The 21,804-nt window shown below is 64.9% G+C and carries 19 protein-coding genes and 4 tRNA genes; 17 read left to right on the top strand and 6 right to left on the bottom strand.

Annotated features, from left to right (window positions below; translation table 11 throughout):
- Positions 1-45: 45 nt before the first annotated feature.
- The 12 genes from astA to FM069_RS18370 all read left to right on the top strand — a co-directional run bounded on the left by astA (position 46) and on the right by FM069_RS18370 (position 11,390).
- Positions 46-1,086: an arginine N-succinyltransferase gene (gene astA / locus FM069_RS18425; RefSeq protein ID WP_143489835.1), complete on the top strand. Its 1,041-nt coding sequence runs from the start codon at positions 46-48 to the stop codon at positions 1,084-1,086.
- The gene (gene astD / locus FM069_RS18420) at positions 1,083-2,546 is read left to right on the top strand and encodes a succinylglutamate-semialdehyde dehydrogenase (RefSeq protein WP_143489834.1); all 1,464 of its coding nucleotides are present in this window, start codon (positions 1,083-1,085) and stop codon (positions 2,544-2,546) included. The genes astA and astD overlap by 4 nt, the downstream gene beginning before the upstream one ends.
- A gap of 70 nt (positions 2,547-2,616) precedes the next feature.
- Positions 2,617-3,963, top strand: a complete 1,347-nt coding sequence (astB, locus tag FM069_RS18415; protein WP_143489833.1) for an N-succinylarginine dihydrolase — start codon at positions 2,617-2,619, stop codon at positions 3,961-3,963.
- Between the two features lie 70 nt (positions 3,964-4,033).
- On the top strand, positions 4,034-4,318 hold the full coding sequence (locus FM069_RS18410; protein WP_143489832.1) for a topoisomerase II: 285 nt from the start codon (positions 4,034-4,036) through the stop codon (positions 4,316-4,318).
- A gap of 27 nt (positions 4,319-4,345) precedes the next feature.
- Positions 4,346-5,341, top strand: coding sequence for a succinylglutamate desuccinylase (astE, locus tag FM069_RS18405; protein ID WP_143489831.1), 996 nt, complete (start codon positions 4,346-4,348; stop codon positions 5,339-5,341).
- Positions 5,342-5,426: 85 nt separating this feature from the next.
- Positions 5,427-6,425 carry a low-specificity L-threonine aldolase gene (gene ltaE, locus FM069_RS18400; RefSeq protein ID WP_143489830.1) on the top strand — a complete coding sequence of 333 codons (999 nt, stop codon included), beginning with the start codon at positions 5,427-5,429 and terminating at the stop codon, positions 6,423-6,425.
- A 131-nt stretch (positions 6,426-6,556) separates the two neighbouring features.
- Complete coding sequence (alaS, locus tag FM069_RS18395) at positions 6,557-9,181, top strand: alanine--tRNA ligase (RefSeq protein ID WP_143489829.1); 2,625 nt, start codon at positions 6,557-6,559, stop codon at positions 9,179-9,181.
- Positions 9,182-9,311: 130 nt separating this feature from the next.
- Positions 9,312-10,547, top strand: coding sequence for an aspartate kinase (locus FM069_RS18390; RefSeq protein ID WP_143489828.1), 1,236 nt, complete (start codon positions 9,312-9,314; stop codon positions 10,545-10,547).
- Between the two features lie 187 nt (positions 10,548-10,734).
- Entirely contained in the window at positions 10,735-10,920 is a 186-nt protein-coding gene (gene csrA, locus FM069_RS18385; protein ID WP_090211452.1) for a carbon storage regulator CsrA, read from the top strand.
- A gap of 62 nt (positions 10,921-10,982) precedes the next feature.
- Positions 10,983-11,073 (top strand) — tRNA-Ser (locus tag FM069_RS18380).
- Positions 11,074-11,166: 93 nt separating this feature from the next.
- Positions 11,167-11,243: transfer RNA gene (locus FM069_RS18375), tRNA-Arg, on the top strand.
- Positions 11,244-11,313: 70 nt separating this feature from the next.
- Positions 11,314-11,390: transfer RNA gene (locus FM069_RS18370), tRNA-Arg, on the top strand.
- 39 nt (positions 11,391-11,429) lie between these two features.
- On the opposite strand, the gene bamE is transcribed toward FM069_RS18370, so the two are convergent.
- Positions 11,430-12,167: an outer membrane protein assembly factor BamE domain-containing protein gene (bamE, locus tag FM069_RS18365; RefSeq protein ID WP_233282083.1), complete on the bottom strand. Its 738-nt coding sequence runs from the start codon at positions 12,165-12,167 to the stop codon at positions 11,430-11,432.
- A 73-nt stretch (positions 12,168-12,240) separates the two neighbouring features.
- On the opposite strand from bamE, the gene mgtE reads away from it, so the two are divergent.
- The gene (gene mgtE / locus FM069_RS18360) at positions 12,241-13,683 is read left to right on the top strand and encodes a magnesium transporter (RefSeq protein WP_143489827.1); all 1,443 of its coding nucleotides are present in this window, start codon (positions 12,241-12,243) and stop codon (positions 13,681-13,683) included.
- A 51-nt stretch (positions 13,684-13,734) separates the two neighbouring features.
- Here mgtE and FM069_RS18355 read toward each other — a convergent pair whose 3' ends face one another.
- The 4 genes from FM069_RS18355 to FM069_RS18340 form a co-directional block, all read right to left on the bottom strand.
- Positions 13,735-14,061 carry an Arc family DNA-binding protein gene (locus FM069_RS18355; RefSeq protein ID WP_143489826.1) on the bottom strand — a complete coding sequence of 109 codons (327 nt, stop codon included), beginning with the start codon at positions 14,059-14,061 and terminating at the stop codon, positions 13,735-13,737.
- 428 nt (positions 14,062-14,489) lie between these two features.
- Complete coding sequence (locus FM069_RS18350) at positions 14,490-14,675, bottom strand: PA3371 family protein (RefSeq protein WP_143489825.1); 186 nt, start codon at positions 14,673-14,675, stop codon at positions 14,490-14,492.
- Between the two features lie 48 nt (positions 14,676-14,723).
- Positions 14,724-14,960, bottom strand: a complete 237-nt coding sequence (locus FM069_RS18345) for a hypothetical protein (RefSeq protein WP_143489824.1) — start codon at positions 14,958-14,960, stop codon at positions 14,724-14,726.
- Positions 14,961-15,170: 210 nt separating this feature from the next.
- Positions 15,171-15,638, bottom strand: coding sequence for an Lrp/AsnC family transcriptional regulator (locus tag FM069_RS18340; protein WP_143489823.1), 468 nt, complete (start codon positions 15,636-15,638; stop codon positions 15,171-15,173).
- A gap of 389 nt (positions 15,639-16,027) precedes the next feature.
- On the opposite strand from FM069_RS18340, the gene FM069_RS18335 reads away from it, so the two are divergent.
- The gene (locus FM069_RS18335) at positions 16,028-17,086 is read left to right on the top strand and encodes a Glu/Leu/Phe/Val dehydrogenase dimerization domain-containing protein (protein WP_143489822.1); all 1,059 of its coding nucleotides are present in this window, start codon (positions 16,028-16,030) and stop codon (positions 17,084-17,086) included.
- 84 nt (positions 17,087-17,170) lie between these two features.
- Positions 17,171-17,245: transfer RNA gene (locus tag FM069_RS18330), tRNA-Arg, on the top strand.
- Between the two features lie 41 nt (positions 17,246-17,286).
- Here the strand turns inward: FM069_RS18330 and FM069_RS18325 are convergent.
- Entirely contained in the window at positions 17,287-19,563 is a 2,277-nt protein-coding gene (locus FM069_RS18325; protein WP_143489821.1) for a heavy metal translocating P-type ATPase, read from the bottom strand.
- Positions 19,564-19,831: 268 nt separating this feature from the next.
- Here FM069_RS18325 and cadR point away from each other — a divergent pair, with 268 nt between their 5' ends.
- Both cadR and FM069_RS18315 read left to right on the top strand, forming a co-directional pair.
- A complete protein-coding gene (cadR, locus tag FM069_RS18320; protein ID WP_143489820.1) occupies positions 19,832-20,281 on the top strand; it encodes a Cd(II)/Pb(II)-responsive transcriptional regulator in 450 nt (149 codons plus the stop codon).
- Between the two features lie 244 nt (positions 20,282-20,525).
- Complete coding sequence (locus FM069_RS18315; RefSeq protein ID WP_178106844.1) at positions 20,526-21,767, top strand: glutamine synthetase family protein; 1,242 nt, start codon at positions 20,526-20,528, stop codon at positions 21,765-21,767.
- The last annotated feature ends 37 nt before the right edge of the window (positions 21,768-21,804 follow it).

Below are 21,804 nucleotides of genomic sequence, written 5' to 3'. Positions count from 1 at the left end.
CGGCCCGTCGCCGGCGTGCGGCGTGAAACCCTTCCGGAGGATGTCATGATCGTTCGTCCCGTACGCAGCGCCGACTTGCCGGCGCTGATCGAGCTGGCGCGCAGCACCGGCGCCGGCTTGACCACCCTGCCGGCCAACGAGGAGCGCCTCGCCCACCGCGTCGGCTGGGCGGAGAAGGCCTTCAGCGGCCAGGCGGAGCGGGGCGACGCCGACTACCTGTTCGTGCTGGAGAACGACGACGGCCGGGTGGTGGGCATCTCCGCGGTGGCCGCCGCCGTGGGCCTGCGCGAGCCCTGGTACAACTACCGGGTCGGCCTCACCGTCAGCGCTTCCCAGGAACTGAAGATCTACCGCGAGATCCCCACGCTGTTCCTGGCCAACGACCTCACCGGCAATTCCGAGCTGTGCTCGCTGTTCCTCCACGCCGACTACCGCACCGGGCTGAACGGCCGCCTGCTGTCCAAGGCACGCTTCCTGTTCATCGCCGAATTCCGCCAGCTGTTCGGCGACAAGGTGATCGCCGAGATGCGCGGCATGTCCGACGAGAACGGCCGCTCGCCGTTCTGGGAAAGCCTCGGCCGGCATTTCTTCAAGATGGAGTTCAGCCAGGCGGACTACCTCACCGGGGTCGGCAACAAGGCCTTCATTGCCGAGCTGATGCCCAAGTTTCCGCTCTATACCTGCTTCCTCTCCGAGGATGCCCGGGCCAGCATCGGCCGCGTGCACCCCGACACCGAGCCGGCCCTGGCGATGCTCAAGGGCGAAGGCTTCAACTACCAGGGCTACGTCGACATCTTCGATGCCGGCCCGGCCATCGAGTCCCCTACCGGGGCGATCCGCGCGGTGCGCGACAGCCAGGCGCTGGTGCTGGCCATCGGCACCCCGGGCGACGACGCCGAGCCCTACCTCGTGCACAACCGCAAGCGCGAGGACTGCCGCATCACCGTGGGCAACGCGCGCCAGGCCGCCGGCACCCTGGTGGTCGACCCCATCACCGCCCGCCGCCTGCAACTGAGCGCCGGCGATCAGGTACGCGCCGCCCCATTGTCGGCGCGCCCGGCCCAGGAACAGGAGAACAGCCGATGAGCACCCACTACATCGCCGGCCAGTGGCAGGCGGGGCAGGGCGAATCCCTGCACTCCCTGAACCCGGTGACCCAGGCGGTGATCTGGAGCGGCCAGGCCGCCAGCGCCGACCAGGTGAACGCGGCCGTGGAAGCCGCCCGGCGCGCCTTCCCGGCCTGGGGAAGGCAACCGGTGGAGGCCCGCATCGAGGTGCTGGAGCGGTTCGCCGAGGGGCTCAAGCGCCGTTCCGACGAACTGGCCCGCTGCATCGGCGAGGAAACCGGCAAGCCCCTGTGGGAGGCCACCACCGAAGTGACCAGCATGGTCAACAAGGTGGCCATTTCCATCCAGAGCCATCGCGAGCGCACCGGCGAGAAGCGTGGCCCCCTGGGCGACGCCACTGCCGTCCTGCGCCACAAGCCCCACGGCGTGGTGGCGGTGTTCGGCCCGTACAACTTCCCCGGCCACCTGCCCAACGGCCACATCGTCCCGGCGCTGCTGGCGGGTAACGTCGTGCTGTTCAAGCCCAGCGAGCTGACCCCCAAGGTCGCGGAGCTGACGGTGCAGTGCTGGATCGAGGCGGGCCTGCCCGAGGGCGTCCTCGGCCTGCTCCAGGGCGCCCGCGATACCGGCGTGGCCCTGGCCGGCCACGAGGGCCTCGACGGCCTGTTCTTCACCGGCTCCAGCCGCACCGGCAACCTGCTGCACAGCCAGTTCGCCGGCCGTCCCGACAAAATTCTCGCCCTGGAAATGGGCGGCAACAACCCGCTGGTGGTGGACCAGGTCCAGGACTTGGACGCCGCCGTCTACGCCATCACCCAGTCGGCCTTTATCTCCGCCGGCCAGCGCTGCACCTGCGCACGTCGCCTGCTGGTGCCCGCCGGCGAGTGGGGCGATGCCCTGCTACAGCGCCTGGTGGCCGTCAGCGCCACCCTCGAGGTGGGTGCCTACGACGCCCAGCCGGCCCCGTTCATGGGCGCGGTGATTTCCCTGAGCGCCGCCGAGCACCTGCTGGACGCCCAGCGCCGGCTGATCGCCCAGGGCGCCGGGGTACTGCTGGAAATGACCCAGCCGCTGCCCGGCGCGGCCCTGCTGACCGCCGGCATCCTGGACGTCACCGCGGTGCCCGAGCGGCCGGACGAGGAGTTCTTCGGCCCGCTGCTGCAGGTGATCCGCTACGCCGATTTCGACGGTGCCATCGCCGAGGCCAATGCCACCCGCTACGGCCTGGCTGCCGGCCTGCTGTCGGACTCCCGCGAGCGTTTCGAGCGGTTCCTCCTGGAAAGCCGCGCGGGGATCGTCAACTGGAACAAACAACTCACCGGCGCCGCCAGCAGCGCACCGTTCGGCGGGGTCGGCGCGTCCGGCAACCACCGCCCCAGCGCCTACTACGCCGCCGACTACTGCGCCTACCCGGTGGCCTCGCTGGAAAGCGAGCAACTGAGCGTACCGGCCAGCCTCAGCCCCGGCGTGCGGCTGTGAGCCGCGTCGATGCAGCACCCGGCCGCCGCCGCGGCCCCTACCGATACGAATGCGCCTTGGGAGCCTTGATATGAACGCCTATGAAGTGAATTTCGACGGTCTGGTCGGGCCGACCCACAACTATGGCGGTCTGTCCTTCGGCAACGTCGCATCCCAGAGCAACAGCCAGTCCATCTCCAGCCCGAAGGAAGCCGCCCGCCAGGGCCTGGCGAAGATGAAGGCGCTGATGGAAATGGGCTTCCAGCAGGGCGTGCTGGCCCCCCAGGAGCGGCCTGACGTCGCCGCCCTGCGCAGCCTCGGCTTCTCCGGCAGCGATGCCCAGGTGGTCGAGAAGGCCGCCAAGACCGCCATGCCGCTGCTGGCGGCCTGCAGTTCCGCCTCCAGCATGTGGACCGCCAACGCCTGCACCGTCAGCCCCGGCGCCGACACCGCGGACGGTCGCGTGCACTTCACCGCGGCCAACCTGAACTGCAAGTTTCACCGCAGCATCGAGCACCCCACCACCAGCCGCATCCTCGCCGCGATGTTCGCCAACGAGCGGCACTTCGCCCATCACGCGGCGCTGCCGGCGGTGAGCCAGTTCGGCGACGAGGGGGCGGCCAACCACACCCGCTTCAGCAAGCATTACGGCGAGCCGGGGGTGGAGTTCTTCGTCTTCGGGCGCAGCGCCTTCGACCGCCGCTTCCCGGCTCCGCAGCGCTACCCCGCGCGGCAGACCCTGGAGGCCAGCCAGGCCATTGCCCGCCTGCACGGGCTGGACGAGGCGGGAGTGGTGTACGCCCAGCAGAACCCGGCGGTGATCGACCAGGGCGTGTTCCACAACGACGTGATCGCGGTGGGCAACGGCGAAGTGCTGTTCCATCACGAAGACGCCTTCCTCGACAGCGACCGGGTCATCGCCGAGCTGCACGACAAGCTGGCCCGCCGCGGTGGCCGCCTGACCGCCGTGCGGGTGCCGCGGGAGGCCGTCACGGTGGATGAGGCCGTGCGTTCCTACCTGTTCAACAGCCAGCTGCTCAGCCGTGCCGATGGCAGCATGCTGTTGATCGTCCCGGAGGAGTGCCGCAATGACGAACGCGTCTGGCGCTACCTCTCCCAGCTCACCGCCGACGACGGTCCGATCCGCGAGGTGAAGGTGTTCGATCTCAAGCAGAGCATGCAGAACGGCGGCGGACCCGCCTGCCTGCGCCTGCGGGTGGCCCTGCGCCAGGACGAGCTGGACGCGGTGAACCCGCGGGTGCTGCTGACCCCGTCGCTGTACGACGAGCTGGTGGCCTGGGTCGACGCCCACTACCGCGATCGCCTGGTGGAAACCGACCTGGCCGATCCGCAGTTGCTGGTGGAGTGCCGGACCGCGCTGGACGAGCTGACCCGAATCCTTAAACTGGGCTCGGTATACCCCTTCCAAATCGATTGAGGCCGCTGTCGCGGAACTCCGCGCGGCCGGCGTGCCGCGCGACACCGCCGACCGCCGCCGGGAGCCTGACATGAGCGACGCCCTGCAACTGATCCTCGAAGACACCGACGGTACCCAGCTGGAAACCTCCTGCACCCGCTTTGCCGTGGTCTGGCAGGGGCGCGAGGTGTGGATCCAGCAGGCCGGCAACGGCCAGCTGCTGATCGGCGTGGACGTGGAGGACGGCGACACCGAGTACGCCAACCTGCTGCTGCGTCCCCTGGCCACCAACCTGGTCAGCCTGCAGCTGGAAATGGAACCGGCGGGCGAGGACGACGACGATGACCACGTCCACGGCCCGGACTGCAACCACTGACCTCGACGCCACCGCCGGAGACGCTCCATGCTCGCCCTTGGCAAACTGCTTGAACTGACCCTGGCCGGCCGCGAGCCGACCGAGAAGATTCAACTGACCGCCGGCGGCGTGCGCCTGCACTGGCTGGCGGAGGGCGCCCTGGAAGTGACGCCGGCGGCCGACGCCGACAACGGCCTCGACCTGCTGCTGTCCGCCGGTATCCACGGCAACGAGACCGCGCCCATCGAGTTGCTCGACCGTCTGCTGCAGGGCATCGCCCGGGGCGAGCTCAAGCCGCGGGCGCGGATTCTCTTCCTGCTGGGCAACCCGGAAGCGATGCGGCGTGGCGAGCGCTACGTCGAGAACGACATCAACCGGCTGTTCAACGGCCGCCACGGCGATGCCAGCGGGCCCGAAGCCCTGCGCGCCAACGAACTGGAGCACCTGGCCGCGGCCTTCTTCGCCAGGGCCGGCCGGCAGCGCCTGCACTACGACCTGCACACCGCGATCCGCGGCTCGAAGATCGAGCAGTTCGCCCTGTATCCCTACAGCGAAGGCCGTACCCATTCGCGCCAGGAGCTGGCCCGCCTGCGGGCGGCCGGGATCGAGGCGGTGCTGCTGCAAAGCAAGCCGGGCATCACCTTCAGCGCCTACACCTACGCCCGGCTGGGCGCGGAAGCCTTCACCCTGGAGCTGGGCAAGGCGCGTCCCTTCGGGCAGAACGCCGTGGTCAACCTGGACCGCCTGGAGGCGGGCCTGCGCAGCCTGGTGGAAGCGCGCGAGCAGTCTCCGGGTGACGACCTGGAGGGGCTGCAGGTGTTCGCCGTGGCTCGCGAGGTGATCAAGCACAGCGACCACTTCCGCCTGAACTTGCCCGACGACATCGAGAACTTCAGCGAACTGCCCCTGGGCTCGCTGTTGGCCGAGGACAGTGGCGGACGGCGCTGGACGGTGGAGGAGAGCGGCGCGCGGATCATCTTCCCCAACCCCAAGGTGAAGAACGGCCTGCGCGCCGGCATCCTGATCGTTCCCGCCGCGTTCTAGCCGGCGGAAGCGCACGGCGCCGCCCTTGTGGCATCCCGCGGGGCCGCATAGCATCGACGGCTTTGGTGTTTCCGAGGAGCCCGCCGTGAGCCTGATCGACCTGCGCAGCGATACCGTCACACAGCCCACCCTCGGCATGCGCGAAGCCATGCTGCGTGCGGACCTGGGGGACGACGTCTACGGCGAAGACCCTACCGTCAACCGCCTGGAGGCCAGCCTGGCCGAGCGCCTGGGCTTCGCCGGCGGCCTGTTCGTGCCCACCGGTACCATGAGCAACCTGCTGGGGTTGATGGCCCACTGCGAGCGGGGCGACGAGTACATCGTCGGCCAGCAGGCCCACACCTACAAATACGAAGGTGGCGGCGCCGCGGTGCTGGGTTCGATCCAGCCCCAGCCCCTGGACGCCGAGGCCGATGGCTCCCTCGACCTGGCAAAGGTCGCGGCGGCGATCAAGGCCGACGACTTCCACTTCGCCCGCACCCGCCTGCTGGCCCTGGAAAACACCATGCAGGGCAAGGTCCTGTCCCTGGACTACCTGGCCGCCGCGCGGGAGTTCACCCGGCGCCGGGGCCTGGCGCTGCACCTGGACGGCGCCCGCCTGTTCAACGCCTCGGTGGCCCTGGGGGTCGAGGCCCGCGAGATCGCCCGGCATTTCGACTCGGTGTCGGTGTGCCTGTCCAAGGGCCTCGGCGCGCCGGTGGGCTCGGTGCTCTGCGGCGACGCCACGCTGATCGGCAAAGCACGCCGGCTGCGCAAGATGGTCGGCGGCGGGATGCGCCAGGCGGGCATCCTGGCGGCGGCCGGGCTGTATGCCCTGGACCACCAGGTGGAGCGGCTGGCCGCGGATCATGCCCATGCCAGGCGGCTCGGCGACGGCCTGCGTGCCCAGGGCTTCGAGGTGGAGCCGGTGCAGACCAACATGGTCTACGTGGCCATCGGCGAGCGTGCCGACGCCCTCAAGGCGCACCTGCGCCAGCACGGCGTGGTGGTCAGCGCGGCCGCGCGTCTGCGCCTGGTTACCCACCTCGATGTAAGCGAGGCGGACATCGCACGGGTACTGGATGCCTTCGCCGCATTCGCCTGAGTTCGACGCCTGCGGGAACCGAGCGGCCCTATAGGGCGTGTCTATCGCGAAAGAGCTACCCGCCCGTGGCGAGGCCGATATAATGCGGCCTTTGCCGGCGCCCCCTGGCTGCCATTTTTCTGGAAAAATCAATGAAAAGCGCAGAAATCCGTGAAGCCTTCCTCCGCTTCTTCGAAGAGAAGGGGCATACCCGCGTCGCGTCCAGTTCGCTGATCCCGGCGAACGACCCGACCCTGCTGTTCACCAACGCCGGCATGAACCAGTTCAAGGACTGCTTCCTCGGCCTGGAGAAACGTGCCTACACCCGCGCCACCACCAGCCAGAAATGCGTGCGCGCCGGCGGCAAGCACAACGACCTGGAAAACGTCGGCTACACCGCGCGTCACCACACCTTCTTCGAAATGCTGGGCAACTTCAGCTTCGGCGATTATTTCAAGCGCGACGCCATCAGCTACGCCTGGGAGTTCCTGACCTCCGAAAAGTGGCTGAACCTGCCCAAGGACAAGCTCTGGGTCACCGTCTACGCCACCGATGACGAAGCGTTCGACATCTGGACCCGGGACGTCGGCGTGCCTGTCGAGCGCATGGTGCGCATCGGCGACAACAAGGGTGCTCCGTACGCCTCCGACAACTTCTGGGCGATGGGCGATACCGGCCCGTGCGGCCCCTGCACCGAGATTTTCTTCGACCACGGCGCCGACATCTGGGGCGGCCCGCCCGGTTCGCCGGAAGAAGACGGCGACCGCTACATCGAGATCTGGAACAACGTGTTCATGCAGTTCAACCGCACGGCGGACGGCGTCCTGCACCCGTTGCCGGCGCCCAGCGTGGATACCGGCATGGGCCTGGAGCGGATCAGCGCGGTGCTCCAGCACGTTCACTCCAACTACGAGATCGACCTGTTCCAGAGCCTGCTCAAGGCATCCGCCGAGGCCATCGGTTGCGCCAACGACGACGCGCCGTCCCTCAAGGTAGTGGCGGATCACATCCGTTCCTGCAGCTTCCTGATCGCCGATGGTGTGCTGCCCTCCAACGAAGGCCGCGGCTACGTGCTGCGGCGCATCATTCGCCGCGCCTGCCGCCACGGCAACAAGCTGGGGGCCAAGGGCACCTTCTTCCATAAAATCGTCGCTGCCCTGGTGGCGGAGATGGGCGAGGCGTTTTCGGAACTGGTGCAGCAACAGGCTCACATCGAGCGCGTGCTGAAGACCGAAGAAGAGCAATTCGCCAAGACCCTGGAGCAGGGCCTGAAAATCCTCGAGCAGGACCTGGCGGGCCTGGAAGGCAACCTCATTCCCGGCCATGTGGTGTTCAAGCTCTATGACACCTACGGCTTCCCGGTCGACCTCACCAACGACATCGCCCGCGAGCGCAGCCTGACCCTCGATGAAGAAGGCTTCGAGCGGGAAATGCAGGCCCAGCGCGAGCGCGCCCGTTCCGCCAGCGCCTTCGGCATGGACTACAACAGCCTGGTGAAGGTGGACGGCGAAACCCAGTTCACCGGCTACGCCGGCACCCAGGGCCAGGGTGCCGTGCTCGCCCTGTTCCGCGACGGGCAGGCAGTCGAAGCCCTGGAAGATGGCCAGGAAGGCGTGGTGGTCCTGGACCGCACGCCCTTCTACGCCGAGTCCGGTGGCCAGATCGGCGACAGCGGTTACCTGGAGGCCGATGGTGTTCGCTTCGAGGTGCGCGACACCCAGAAGGCTGGTGGCGCCTACCTGCACCACGGCGTGGTGGCCGGCGGCCGCCTGGGCAAAGGCCTGGCGGTGGAGGCGCGGGTCACCGCCGAGGTGCGCGACGCCACGGCGCTGAACCACTCCGCTACCCACCTGCTGCACGCCGCGCTGCGCCAGGTGCTGGGCGATCATGTACAGCAGAAAGGCTCGCTGGTGGACAGCCAGCGCCTGCGTTTCGACTTCAGCCATTTCGAGGCGATCAAGCCCGACCAGCTGCGCCAGCTGGAAGACATCGTCAACGCCGAAATCCGCAAGAACACCGCCGTCGAGACCGAGGAAACCGATATCGACAACGCCAAGCGCAAGGGCGCCATGGCCCTGTTCGGCGAGAAATACGGCGACCGCGTCCGCGTGCTGAGCATGGGCGGCGGCTTCTCGGTGGAATTGTGCGGTGGCATCCACGCTTCCCGCACCGGCGACATCGGCCTGTTCAAGATCGTCAGCGAGAGCGGCGTGGCGGCGGGCGTGCGGCGCATCGAGGCGGTCACCGGCGCCGCGGCCCTGGCTTACCTGAATGCTGCGGAAGAGCAGCTCAAGGAAGCTGCGTCCCTGCTCAAGGGCGGCCGCGACAACCTGGTGGACAAGCTGTCGGCGGTGCTGGAGCGCAATCGCCAGCTGGAAAAAGAGCTGGAGCAGCTCAAGGCCAAGGCCGCCAGCGCGGCAGGCGATGACCTTGCCGGCGCGGCTGTGGACGTGAATGGCGTGAAGGTCCTGGCCACTCGCCTGGACGGGCTGGACGGCAAGGCCCTGCTGGCCCTGGTCGACCAGTTGAAGAACAAATTGGGCAGCGCGGTGATCCTGCTGGGCGGCGAACTGGACGGCAAGGTGGTGCTGGTGGCGGGTGTTACCCAGGACCTGACCGCACGATTCAAAGCCGGCGACCTGATGAAGCAGGCGACCGCGGCCGTTGGCGGCAAGGGCGGCGGACGCCCCGACATGGCCCAGGGTGGCGGCACCGACGTGGCGCGCCTGGACGAGGCGCTGGCCACTGCCCGGGCCCTGGTGGAGGCAGCCGCCTGAGCCTCCCGGCGGGCCGCGCCTGGCGCGGCCCATTCCTGACCCCGCGGTAAAGCCTGTATGTGCGAGCCTTGGCAGTCCTGTCGAGTTGGATGTTTAATGAGCGCCCTTCGAGGGTTTAGGCGGCAGAGAAATGGCGTTGATCGTACAGAAGTTTGGGGGGACCTCGGTCGGCTCTATCGAGCGCATCGAACAGGTGGCCGAGAAAGTTAAGCGTTTCCGCGAAAGAGGCGACGACATTGTCGTGGTGGTATCTGCCATGAGTGGCGAGACCAACCGGCTGATCGACCTGGCCAAGCAGGTGTCCGATCAACCCGTTCCGCGCGAACTGGACGTCATGGTGTCCACCGGCGAGCAGGTGACCATCGCCCTGCTGGCGATGGCCCTGATCAAGCGCGACGTACCGGCCGTGTCCTATACAGGCAGCCAGGTGCGCATCCTCACCGACAGCGCTCATACCAAGGCGCGCATCCTGCAGATCGACGACCAGCGCCTGCGTGCCGACCTCAAGGCCGGGCGCGTGGTGGTGGTGGCGGGGTTCCAGGGGGTGGACGAGCAGGGCAACATCACCACCCTCGGGCGCGGTGGCTCGGACACCACCGGCGTAGCCCTGGCCGCGGCCCTCAAGGCCGACGAGTGCCAGATCTACACCGACGTGGACGGGGTCTACACCACCGATCCGCGGGTGGTGTCCCAGGCGCGGCGCTTGACCAAGATCACCTTCGAGGAAATGCTGGAAATGGCCAGCCTCGGTTCCAAGGTGCTGCAGATCCGCGCGGTGGAATTCGCCGGCAAGTACAACGTCCCGCTGCGCGTGCTGCACAGCTTCCAGGAGGGCCCGGGCACCCTCATCACCCTTGACGAAGAGGAATCCATGGAACAGCCGATCATTTCCGGCATCGCCTTCAATCGCGACGAAGCCAAGCTGACCATCCGTGGCGTGCCGGATACTCCCGGGGTGGCATTCAAGATTCTCGGCCCGATCAGTGCTGCCAACATCGAGGTGGACATGATCGTGCAGAACGTGGCGAACGATAACACCACCGACTTCACCTTCACCGTCCACCGCAACGACTACCTCGGCGCCCAGCAGGTGCTGGAGCGCACCGCCCAGGAAATCGGCGCCCGCGAAGTCAGCGGCGACACCAAGATCGCCAAGGTCTCCATCGTCGGCGTCGGCATGCGCTCCCACGCCGGTGTCGCCAGCCGCATGTTCGAGGCGCTGGCCAAAGAGAGCATCAACATTCAGATGATCTCCACCTCCGAGATCAAGGTCTCGGTGGTGATCGAGGAGAAGTACCTCGAGCTGGCGGTGCGTGCCTTGCACACCGCATTCGAACTGGATACGCCTGCCCATCAGGGCGAGTGAATCGAGCACTAACGGAAGGCGCGTCCTGCGCGCCTTCCATCCTGTTTGGCAGGCGCCCGGTGGAACTTTCTTTTTGCCGGCGCTGGTCAATACTGGGAGAAGGTCTCCAGTTTCATACTGTTACGGCGACCTTCACCTTCTTTTTTGCAGACTGTTGTTCTGAACTGTAATCCGTGAGGAGAAAGGAATGCTGATTCTGACTCGCCGGGTCGGAGAGACCCTGATGGTGGGTGACGACGTCACCGTCACCGTATTGGGCGTGAAAGGTAACCAAGTGCGTATCGGTGTGAACGCTCCCAAGGAAGTGGCCGTGCATCGTGAGGAAATCTACCAGCGCATCCAGAAAGAGAAAGGCGAGGAACCAAGCCACTAATTTTTCTCAAATTTTTGGCTTTGCAAACGGGGAAAACATGGTTATCATGCGCCCCGTGTTGCGGAGAGGTGGCCGAGTGGCCGAAGGCGCTCCCCTGCTAAGGGAGTACACCTCAAAAGGGTGTCGGGGGTTCGAATCCCCCCTTCTCCGCCATGTTTTGCGTTGTAGGTAGGGTCTGCAATCGGCGATGAGAATCGCCAAGTGCTTGACCGGTAAGTTGAAGTACCTATAATGCGCACGCTCAGCGCACTCGTAGCTCAGCTGGATAGAGTACCCGGCTACGAACCGGGCGGTCAGAGGTTCGAATCCTCTCGAGTGCGCCATATCGAAATGAATCGCAGCGATGGGATTCAGTCCGAAACCAGAGCGGTCTGGTATAGAAGTACCCACCACGCACTCGTAGCTCAGCTGGATAGAGTACCCGGCTACGAACCGGGCGGTCAGAGGTTCGAATCCTCTCGAGTGCGCCATACGCAAGAAGGCCTGCAGCGATGCAGGCCTTTTTCGTTTCAGCGCCTTTTTCCTTTCACGCAGCCATCCTCGTCGAAGCTCACGACCTGTTGCCGGCCGCTGCGCTTGTCCTGGTAGAGGTAGCGCATCCGCCCGTCCTGGCCGCTGACGCGGGTTGGTTTGCCGAGCGAACTCTCCACTTCCTTGCGGCTCATGCCGGCCCGTACTTCGTTTCGCACCTGGGCTCGCCTTCGTTCGGTTTCCGACAACCCGGTACCGCAGGTGCGTGCTTCCTGTATGCCGACGATGTGCATGCCCGCCGAGGCATTGGCGTGCTTGCGTCTGGGTGGAGATTTGCCGCGGCCTTTCTGGGCCAGGCGGCCTCCGGGCGGCGGGTTATCGGCTTTCTGCAAGGTCTGCGTGGCCGTGTGGGAGCAGCCCTGTTCGGTGAACAGGACATGTCCGCTGTCGTCCTCGCAACGGAACACCGTGGCAGCCGAAGAGGGTAGGGCGGGATAAAGGGAAAGTGCACATAACGTTACGCGTAGCCATCCAAGCATAGAACGTCCTCCATGACGAACCCGGATCAGCCTAGGCGAAAATCGGGCGAGCGCCAGCGCTTTTCCGATTTCCTCCTTTGTGTAAAGGGTGTGAGCGCGGCGTTCAGCTTTCTGTCGCAAGCGGTTGTTTGTTCGCCATTTTGTCACGCGGAAACGGCATGGGCGGTGTATCATTCCGAAGCCAGCCCCGCCGGGGCTCATGGACTCCCACCATGGACTTACCCAGTAGTTGCTCATTACCTCGATTACTTGATCGCGTAACGACCGATTGATCCCCGAGCGTGTTCTGCCGCTGGGGGTGGAGCGCGCTATGACTGAAGTAGAAGCCAAGAAGCCGCAAGAAAGTCTGCAGGATCGCCTGTCCCAGGTGGTCGAACTGCTGCACCGCCACAAGCTGGTGGAAGACCTTACTCATCGCCAGGAAGGTCATCACCAGGATCGCGTGGAAAACCTGGTACACCGGCAGAATCTCGTCGAGCTGCAACGCAAGCTCGACGAGCTACACCCCGCCGACATCGCCCACATTCTCGAAGCGCTGCCCCTCGATGACCGCCTGACCGTCTGGCAATTGGTCAAGGCCGAGCGGGACGGCGACATTCTGCTGGAAGTCTCCGACGCGGTCCGGGAAACCCTGATCGCCGACATGGAGGATCATGAGCTGCTCGCCGCCGCCCGGGACATGGATGCGGACGAGCTGGCCGACCTGGCGCCCGAGCTGCCCCGGGATGTCGTGCTCGAGCTGATGGAAAGCCTGGACGCCCAGCAGCGGGAGCGTGTCCGTTCAGCCTTGTCCTACGACGAGGATCAGGTCGGCGCGCTGATGGACTTCGAGATGGTTACCATCCGTGATGATGTCAGCCTGGAAGTCGTGCTGCGCTACCTGCGTCGCTTGAAGGAATTGCCCGGTCATACCGACAAGTTGTTCGTCGTGGATTACGACGGTGTGCTGAAAGGTGTGCTGCCGATCAAGCGGCTGCTGGTCAACGATCCCGATAGAAAAGTCGTGGACGTGATGGCGAACGATCCGGTGAGTTTCCACCCGGATGAGGACGCCTACGAAGCAGCCCAGGCGTTCGAACGTTATGACCTGGTTTCCGCGCCTGTCGTGGACAAAGGTGGCAAGCTGATCGGGCGCCTCACCATCGATGAGATGGTCGACCTGATTCGGGAAGAAAGCGAAAGTGAAGTGTTGAACATGGCGGGTCTGCGCGAAGAGGAAGATATCTTCGCGTCGGTCTGGAAGTCGCTGCGCAACCGCTGGTCATGGCTTGCCATCAACCTCATCACCGCCTTCCTCGCCTCCCGCGTCATTGGCTTGTTCGAAGGCTCCATCGAGCGCCTCGTGGCCCTGGCGGCGCTGATGCCCATCGTGGCGGGGATCGGGGGGAATTCCGGCAACCAGACCATTACCATGATCGTGCGCGCCCTGGCATTGGACCAGGTGAGTACCGGCAACACGGCTCGGTTGCTGCGCAAGGAGCTGGCGGTGTCGCTGATCAACGGAGTGGTATGGGGCGGGGTGATCGGCCTGGTTGCCTATACCCTCTACGACAGCTGGTCCCTTGGCGTGGTCATGACGGCAGCGATGACCCTGAACCTGTTGCTCGCCGCGCTGATGGGCGTATTGATCCCTATGACCCTGATTCGGCTGGGCAAGGATCCGGCGATGGGCGCCAGTGTGATGATTACCGCCATGACCGACAGTGGCGGTTTCTTCATTTTCCTTGGCCTCGCGACCCTGTTCCTGCTCTAGCAGAAACAAAAAAGCCGGCAAAAGCCGGCTTTTTGTTTTTCTAACTGCTCATCATGCTTCGGCGGCAGCCAGTTCAGCGTCATGAGCGATCAGGGCAACCAGTGCATTCTGCTGGCGACGGGACAGCTGACGAAAGCGCTGCAGCAATTCCCGCTCATGCAGCGAAAGCTCGGGGCTGTCCAGGCGAAGGGCCATGCCTTCTTCGAGAGCGCCTTCCTGCAGCATGCTCTGTTCGAGGCGGGCGATGATTTCGGAGTTCATGCTGCGATGATGGTTACGAGCCACATCGGCGATGCGCTCACGCATGCCTTCTGGCAAGCGGACCACGAATTTGTCAGCCGTACGACTGGAATAGATAGCCTGTTTCATAGGGCGCATACGTTTAAACCGGTTAGTTCAGGAGAGCGATGCTAGCGATGAGCTACAAGATCGTCACCGTTGGACCACCTGTAGCTACAACCGTTCAACTAACCTCGCGATCGCCGTCAATAACACCTTGGTCTAGACCAAATATCATTTTATTGACGTCAAATCTGTGTCGATTGTGGGCCTCGTAGAGGCTTTTTGCTAGCACCAATCATCCGTTTTGCGATTCACTAGACAGAACGAGCGTGCCAGCTTTCGAGGCCACACAGTCTAGGCGTCTTGAGGATTTTGAAAACCCGGAGAAGCCCGATTTTTATCCAATTCGTGACCACGCTCTCGCTCCAGCCGAGCGGGTAGACGAACGCCAGTCGCTACGTCGCAATGCACTCGTTGAAACGTACGGTAGAAAAGGCAGGTTGTGAAAAGTTGCCGGTAGAAGATCAGCGCAATACGGGATCGAACTTGATCTTTCGTCCTACCACCAGTGCACCGATGAAAAGGGCGGCGAAGCAAGCGACAGCGAAGGTACCGAAGGTGTCAGCCCATTCGACTTGGGGAGGGGTCAACGCAACGCTGACGGTGGTGAGAATAGTCAGCATCAGGAACAGCAGGGCTGATTTCGACATATCACGATCCTGTCAACGAATAGAAAAAGGCCTGAACTCCATTGTTCGTTAGAACACAAACCGTTCATTGCGCTTGTCTTGCCAGGCTTGGACGTCGACGTCGCTGACTTGAGTATGGCGGGTAGCCAGAGACGCATGGCGGACGTTCAGCGGGGCGACATTGGCGCGAGCTTGCTGAAGCAATTGATGAGCGTGGTGCTGGGCAACTTCTTCGGAGGGAGCGAGGACCAGGGTGGCCAGCAGAGTGAAGAGCATGGCGCCAACCAGTGCGATAACTGTGTCCATCGTGTGCTCCGTCATCATCTGAATTGAAAAGTTAGGATGACTAGAGCAGATGGCGTGCCAGCTTTTTTCCTGATTTTTTTCCTTTTATATCAATCGCTTGCGAATAAAACTACACATTTCCGCAATGCACTATGCACGAGTACATTTTTTTCAGATTGCATTTTGCATGGTGTCGACTTCGCTGTTAGCCAAGCACCGACCCTAAGCGCGCTAGCCGAGCGGCAGTTCGGTCGTTCGTTTCACCTCGCTCATGGCGATATGGGAATGGGCTTCCAGCACGTGGGGTCGTTGCAGCAGGTGATCACGCAGGAAACGTTCATAGCCGGCGATGTCCCGCGCCACTACCTTGATCAAGAAGTCGAACCCGCCCGCCATGGTGTAGCACTCCAGCACCTCGGGATAATCGACGATCGCGTCCTCGAACTCCTTGAGGTTGTTCCGGCCATGTGCGGACAGCTTCACGTTGACGAAGACCGTGATGCTCAGCCCAAGGCGCCTCGGGTTGAGTAAGGCCACCTTGCGTTCGATGTAGCCTTCCTGCTGCATGCGATGGATGCGTCGCCAACAGGGTGACTGGGAGAGGTCGACCCGTTCGGCGATGTCCGCGGCGGAGAGGTCGGCGTTGCGTTGCAAGAGCCCGAGAATCTTTCGATCCAGGCTACTCAGCGAGTCCTGCATGAATGTTCCCTTTTCTTGTCATTGTGGGAATGAAACATGCGCAATGGTGGCGTCTGTCGGCGCAATTAGAAAGAAAAAACCGAGACTGACCCGTCATATTTTCTCCGCCGCCGGACGAAGCGTTCCGGCTCGCTCACCTTGCACTGGCTGCCATAAGAACAACAGGGAGCACCACATGTATCGCCTCTGGATGCCGCTCCTTGCATCGACCGCCGCACCGATGGGGCTTTTGCCGAGCCGGAGCAGGGTGCCTGCCTCATCTTTCCGAACGCTCCGCTTTTCCTATTCTCTCTCGCCTATGCGCCGCCCGGCATCGAGATCGGCTCGCGCTGCGCAGACCTTTGGGAGAGCGGTGCCCGGTCCCATCCCGCATTGCCCAGGAGTGAAGCATGTCCGTTTTTTCCCATGTCGAGTTCGACCAGCATGAACGCGTCGTGTACGGCTACGACAAACGTTCCGGCCTCAAGGCCATCATCGCCATCCATGACTCGCGCCTTGGCCCGGCCTTGGGTGGATGCCGCATGTGGCCTTATGGGTCGGACGAGGAAGCGCTGCGCGACGTACTGCGGCTGTCGCGCGGGATGACCTACAAATCGGCCCTGGCCAAGCTGCCCCTGGGGGGCGGAAAGGCGGTGATCATCGGTGACCCCCGCACCGACAAGAGCGAAGCGCTGTTCCATGCCATGGGCGATTTCGTGGAAAGCCTGGGTGGGCGCTACATCACCGCGGCGGACTCCGGCACCGGCGTGGCGGAAATGAGGTTGATGAGCGAGCGGACACGCCACGTGGGCGGCGCGGAGCAGCGCGAGGCGTTCGGCGGCGGCCTGCGCGAGGGTGATCCGTCGCCTTCCACTGCCTATGGCGTCTTCATCGGCCTGCAGGTGGCCGTGGCCCATCGCCTGGGTCGCCACGACCTGAAAGGGCTCAAAGTGGCAATCCAGGGCGTCGGCCAAGTGGGCTTCGGCCTTGCCAGGCACCTCAAGGATGCGGGGGCCGAGCTGTGGGTCAGCGATATCCAGGAAAGCAACGTGCACCGCGCCGTGGACGAACTGGGCGCCACCGCGGTGGGTCAGCAGGACATCTACGGCCTGGACGTGGACGTGTTCGCGCCGTGCGCCATGGGTGGCATCCTCAATCCGCAGACGCTGGAAGCCCTGCGAGCGCCGGTGATTGCCGGGGCGGCCAACAACCAGCTCGCCGATGCACGACTGGCGGAAGAGCTGCAGCGGGACGGTCGCCTGTATGCGCCGGACTACGCCATCAACGCGGGCGGCATTATCGACGTGTGCTACGAGCGCACCGGTGGCAGCACGGAGGCCCTGAAGGCGCATATCGAGGGCATCGGCGACACGCTGGCGCAGATCTTCCAGCGCGCCGACGCGGAAGGGCGCACCACCGCGGCGGTTGCCGACCAGTTGGCCCGCGAGCGTCTGAAGGCCGGGCGCTAGGACTTCCAGCCGCGAATCGCGGCATGACAAACCCCGGCATGATCGTTAACATGCCGCCCGGCGCCGCGCTCGCGGCGCCTTCGGGTCCCCTTAGTTCAATGGATAGAATAAGCCCCTCCTAAGGGCTAGATGCTGGTTCGACTCCAGCAGGGGACGCCATCCGGCCCGTCTTTCCTCTTGCACCGCATTCCTTTCTGTTCTCACGCACGCAGCAAGCGCAGGCCGTTGAATACCACCAGCAGGCTCACTCCCATGTCGGCGAACACTGCCATCCACATGGTGGCATCCCCGGCCAGGGTGACGGCGAGGAAGACCGCCTTGATACCCAGGGCCAGGGCGATGTTCTGCCGCAGCACCCGGGCGGTGCGCCGGGACAGCCGCACGAACTGCGGGATCTTGCGCAGGTCGTCGTCCATGAGGGCCACGTCCGCGGTCTCGATGGCGGTGTCGGTCCCGGCAGCGGCCATGGCGAAACCCACCTGCGCCCGCGCCAGGGCGGGGGCATCGTTGATGCCGTCGCCCACCATGCCGACATGGCGCCCCTCGGCCTGCAACGCTTCCACGGCGCTGCGCTTGTCGTCCGGCAGCAGGTCGCCTCGGGCCTGGTCGATTCCCGCCTCGGCGGCAATGGCGGCGGCGGTGTGGGCGTTGTCGCCGGTGAGCATCACGGTCTCGATGCCCAATTCATGCAGCGCGACGATGGCCTGGCGGCTCGATTCCTTCAGGGTGTCGGCCACTGCGAACAGAGCCAGGGCCGCTTCCTCGTCACACAGTACGACGACGGTACGGCCCTGACGCTCGAGCCGTTCCAGGTCCGCCTCGATCCGCGGTGAGCAGAAACCCAGGGCCTCGACCAGCCGATGGTTGCCCAAATGGTAGCGCTTGCCCTCCATGCGTCCCCGGACACCCTGGCCGGGCAGGGCGGCGAAGTCTTCCACCGGTCTCGCCTCGCCGTCATCGGCCTTGGCCACGGCGCGCGACACGGGGTGGTCCGAGCGGCGCGCCAGGCTGGCAGCCAATACCCGGGCGAGCGCTTCGTCCTGGCCCTCCTTCAGTGGGATCACGTCGGTGAGCACCGGTTTGCCATGGGTGAGGGTGCCGGTCTTGTCCAGGGCCAGGCAGTTCAGGTGCCGGCCGCTTTCCAGGTACACGCCGCCCTTGATGAGAATGCCCTTGCGGGCGGCCGCGGCCAGGCCGCTGACGATGGTCACAGGAGTGGAAATCACCAAGGCGCAGGGGCAGGCCACTACCAGCAACACCAGGGCGCGGTAGAGCCAGTCCGACCAGTCCTGGGCGAACAGCAGGGGCGGCAGCAGCGCCACGGCCAGCGCCAGGAGGAAGACCGCGGGCGTGTAGATGCGCGAGAAGCGGTCGACGAAACGCTGGGTCGGCGCCCGGGTACCCTGGGCTTCCTCCACGGCGTGGATGATCCGGGCCAGGGTGCTGCCGCTGGCGGTGGCGGTGACGCGGTATTCCAGGGCGCCGGACTGGTTGATGGTGCCGGCGAACAGCGTGTCCCCGGGTGCCTTTTCCACCGGCAGGCTCTCTCCGGTGATGGGCGCCTGATCCACCGTGGACTGCCCCTCGGTAACCACGCCGTCCAGGCCGATGCGCTCGCCTGGGCGAACCCGCACTTGGCTATCCACGGCGACCCGCGACACGTCCATTTCTTCCCAGGCGCCATCGCCCTGCAGCACGGTGGCCCGTTCCGGCGTCAGCTCCAGCAGGCCGCGGATCGCCCGGCGCGCGCGGTCCAGGGACAGCGCCTCGATCCGCTCCGCCAGGTTGAACAGCACCATCACCATGGCCGCTTCCGGCCATTGGCCGATCAGCACGGCGCCGGTCACAGCGATGCTCATCAGCGCATTGATGTTCAGGTTGCGGTTCTTCAGCGCGATCCAGCCCTTGCGGTAAACGCCCAGTCCGTTGGACAGGATCGCCAGGAGGGCGAGGGCGGCGGTCACCCAGGCGGGGGCGGCACCGGTGAAATGCACCAGTTCGGCAGCCAGCGCGGCCATCGCGCCGAGTACCAGCGGCCACGAGGGTTTGCGCTCCGGCGACGCGACCGTCGACTCGGCGTTCGTGGTCTCTTCCTGCGGCTGCGGATCGAAGCCCAGTGCGCGAATCTCCTCGAGGGCCGCCTCCAGAGCCTCGGGCTCGTGCTGGATCAGCAGGGTGCGCTGCAACAGGTTGAACTCCAGCCCATTGACCCCTGGCACCTTGGCCAGGGCCGTGCGGATCAGGCGTTCCTCGGTCGGACAGTCCATCTGGGCGATCCGTATCCGACTCTGGCCCTTCTCATCCAGCGGTTCGGCGGTCATCCCCAGGTCGGCGACGGCCTGGACCAGGGGCGCGGTATCGGGCAGGGCATGCCAAATACCCAGGGTGCGCTGCAACAGATTGAAGTCGAGGCGCTCGACGCCACGCATCCGGCCCAGCCCGTTCTGGATGAGGGTTTGCTCAGTAGGGCAATCCATCTGACGGATGCGAAAACGACTCAGGCGAGCATTGGCGGACAAACTGGCCGGACGTTCGTCTGCAGGGGCGTCGGTCGCGCTAGCGGCAGCCGCGGGGTCGCCCCCATGCTCAGGATGGTCATGGTCATGGTCATGGTCATGGTCATGGTCATGGTCATGGTCATGAGGGTGCGGGTGGGTCGTTGCCATGGGAACGGTCTCGAAAGGGCCTGTTGCGCAGTGAACACCCTGTAGCCACTATAGGGTCAAGCGGCCTTGGAGAGACTTCATGAAAATCGGCGAACTGGCTCGACTCACCCACTGCCAGGTGGAAACCATTCGCTACTACGAGCGGGAAGGGCTGCTGGACGCTCCCGAACGCAGCGAGGGCAACTATCGGGTCTACGATGACGCCCATATGGAGCGGCTCACCTTCATCCGCAATTGCCGCGGGCTGGACATGACCCTGGATGAAATCCGCAGCCTGCTGGCACTGCGGGACGAGCCGCGACGCAATTGTGTCGAGGTGAACTCGCTGATCGATGCGCACATCGACCATGTCCAGGTACGGATTACCAGCCTCCAGGCCCTGCAGGCGCAACTGGTGGCGTTGCGGGGGCGTTGCAATCAGGACGGGCCCGAAGCCCCGTGCAGCATCCTGCAGCGGCTCAATACCAGTGGCAGTGTCGCTGCCGTGGAGGGGGAGCCCTCCCACGTCGGCAACAGTCACGCCCATTGAGTTTTGCTCGCTGCCGAGGGGCAATCGTCCGGGTGACGCAGTTGTCACCGCCGGTGTCGCTCCTCTGCTTGAAATCTTGAACAAGCGATGCGTATTTTGTTCGCGCCGTCTGTTCGACGGTTGCCAACAAGGATAAGAACTCATGACTACCGTAGGCCGCAGCCCACTCGCCGAGCGACTGGCCGGCATCGACGAAATCGAATGCGTGACGCCCGATCTGAACGGCGTGCCGCGTGGCAAGGTGATGACCGGGGAAGGTTTCCTCAGCGGGCGGCGCCTGCAGTTGGCCCGTGGCGTGCTACTGCAGTGCGTGATGGGTGGCTACCCGCCGGCGCGCTTCTACGGCAGCGACGATGGCGACCTGGCGCTGATCGCCGATCCGGAGCAGATTCACCCGTTGCCCTGGAGCGATACCCCGCGCGCCCTGGCCATCTGCGATGGCATCGAGCTGAATGGCCAGCCGTCGGGCCTCTCCACCCGCTGCCTGCTCAAGGACGTGGTGCGCCGCTACACCGAGCGCGGCTGGCAGCCGATCGTGGCGACCGAGCTGGAATTCTTCGTCTTCGCGCCCAACACCGACCCCCATGGGGACTTCCACGCCCCGCTGGGCCTGGACGGTCGCCGGGAGGACGGCTGCTCGGCCTTCAGTGTCTCGTCCAACAACGGCCTGCGGCCATTCTTCAATGAGGTGTATCGCTGCATGGCCGCGCTCGGCCTGCCTCGCGACACCTTCATGCACGAGATGGGCGTCAGCCAGTTCGAGATCAATCTCTGGCACGGCGATCCGTTGCTGCTGGCCGACCAGACCTTCCTGTTCAAGCACATGCTCAAGGAAGTCGCGCTCAAGCACGGCATCACTGTGGTCTGCATGGCCAAGCCCCTGGCCAAGACCCCGGGCAGCTCCATGCACATCCACCAGAGCGTGGTGGAGCAGGCCAGCGGCCGCAACCTGTTCAGTGACGCCAACGGCGAGGCGTCGGCGGCGTTCCGGCACTTCATCGGTGGTCAGCAGGCGGCCCTGGCGGACCTGACCCTGTTGTTCGCGCCCCACGTGAATTCCTACCATCGCCTGTGCAATCCCTACGCCTCGCCCAACAATGCCTGCTGGTCCCACGACAACCGCGCCGCCGGCCTGCGCGTGCCTGCCAGCGGTCCGGACGCGCGGCGCCTGGAGAACCGCCTGCCGGGGGCCGATGCCAACCCCTACCTGGCCATCGCCGCCAGCTTGGCCGCGGGCTTCCACGGCCTGGAGCGTGAACTGGAGCCAAGCGAGGCAATCCAAGGGGAGTTCGAGGTGCCCGACGCGCTCAGCCTGCCGTGCACGATGTTCGATGCCCTCACTCGCCTGAAACGCAGCCAGTTGGCTCGTGACCTGTTCGGCCACGAGTTCATCGAAGGCTACGTTGCCAGCAAGTCCATGGAGCTGAGCAGTTTCCTCGACGAAATCACGCCCTGGGAGCGTCGCGTACTCGCCGCCCAGGCGTGAACCTCTGACGGGCCGCCACCCAGGCGGCCCGTGTCAT

This window comes from Pseudomonas mangiferae, assembly GCF_007109405.1.
GTDB classification, from domain to species: domain Bacteria; phylum Pseudomonadota; class Gammaproteobacteria; order Pseudomonadales; family Pseudomonadaceae; genus Pseudomonas_T; species Pseudomonas_T mangiferae.
Note: the sequence above shows the minus strand (reverse complement) of the source record. Positions and strands in the feature narration are given on the sequence as shown.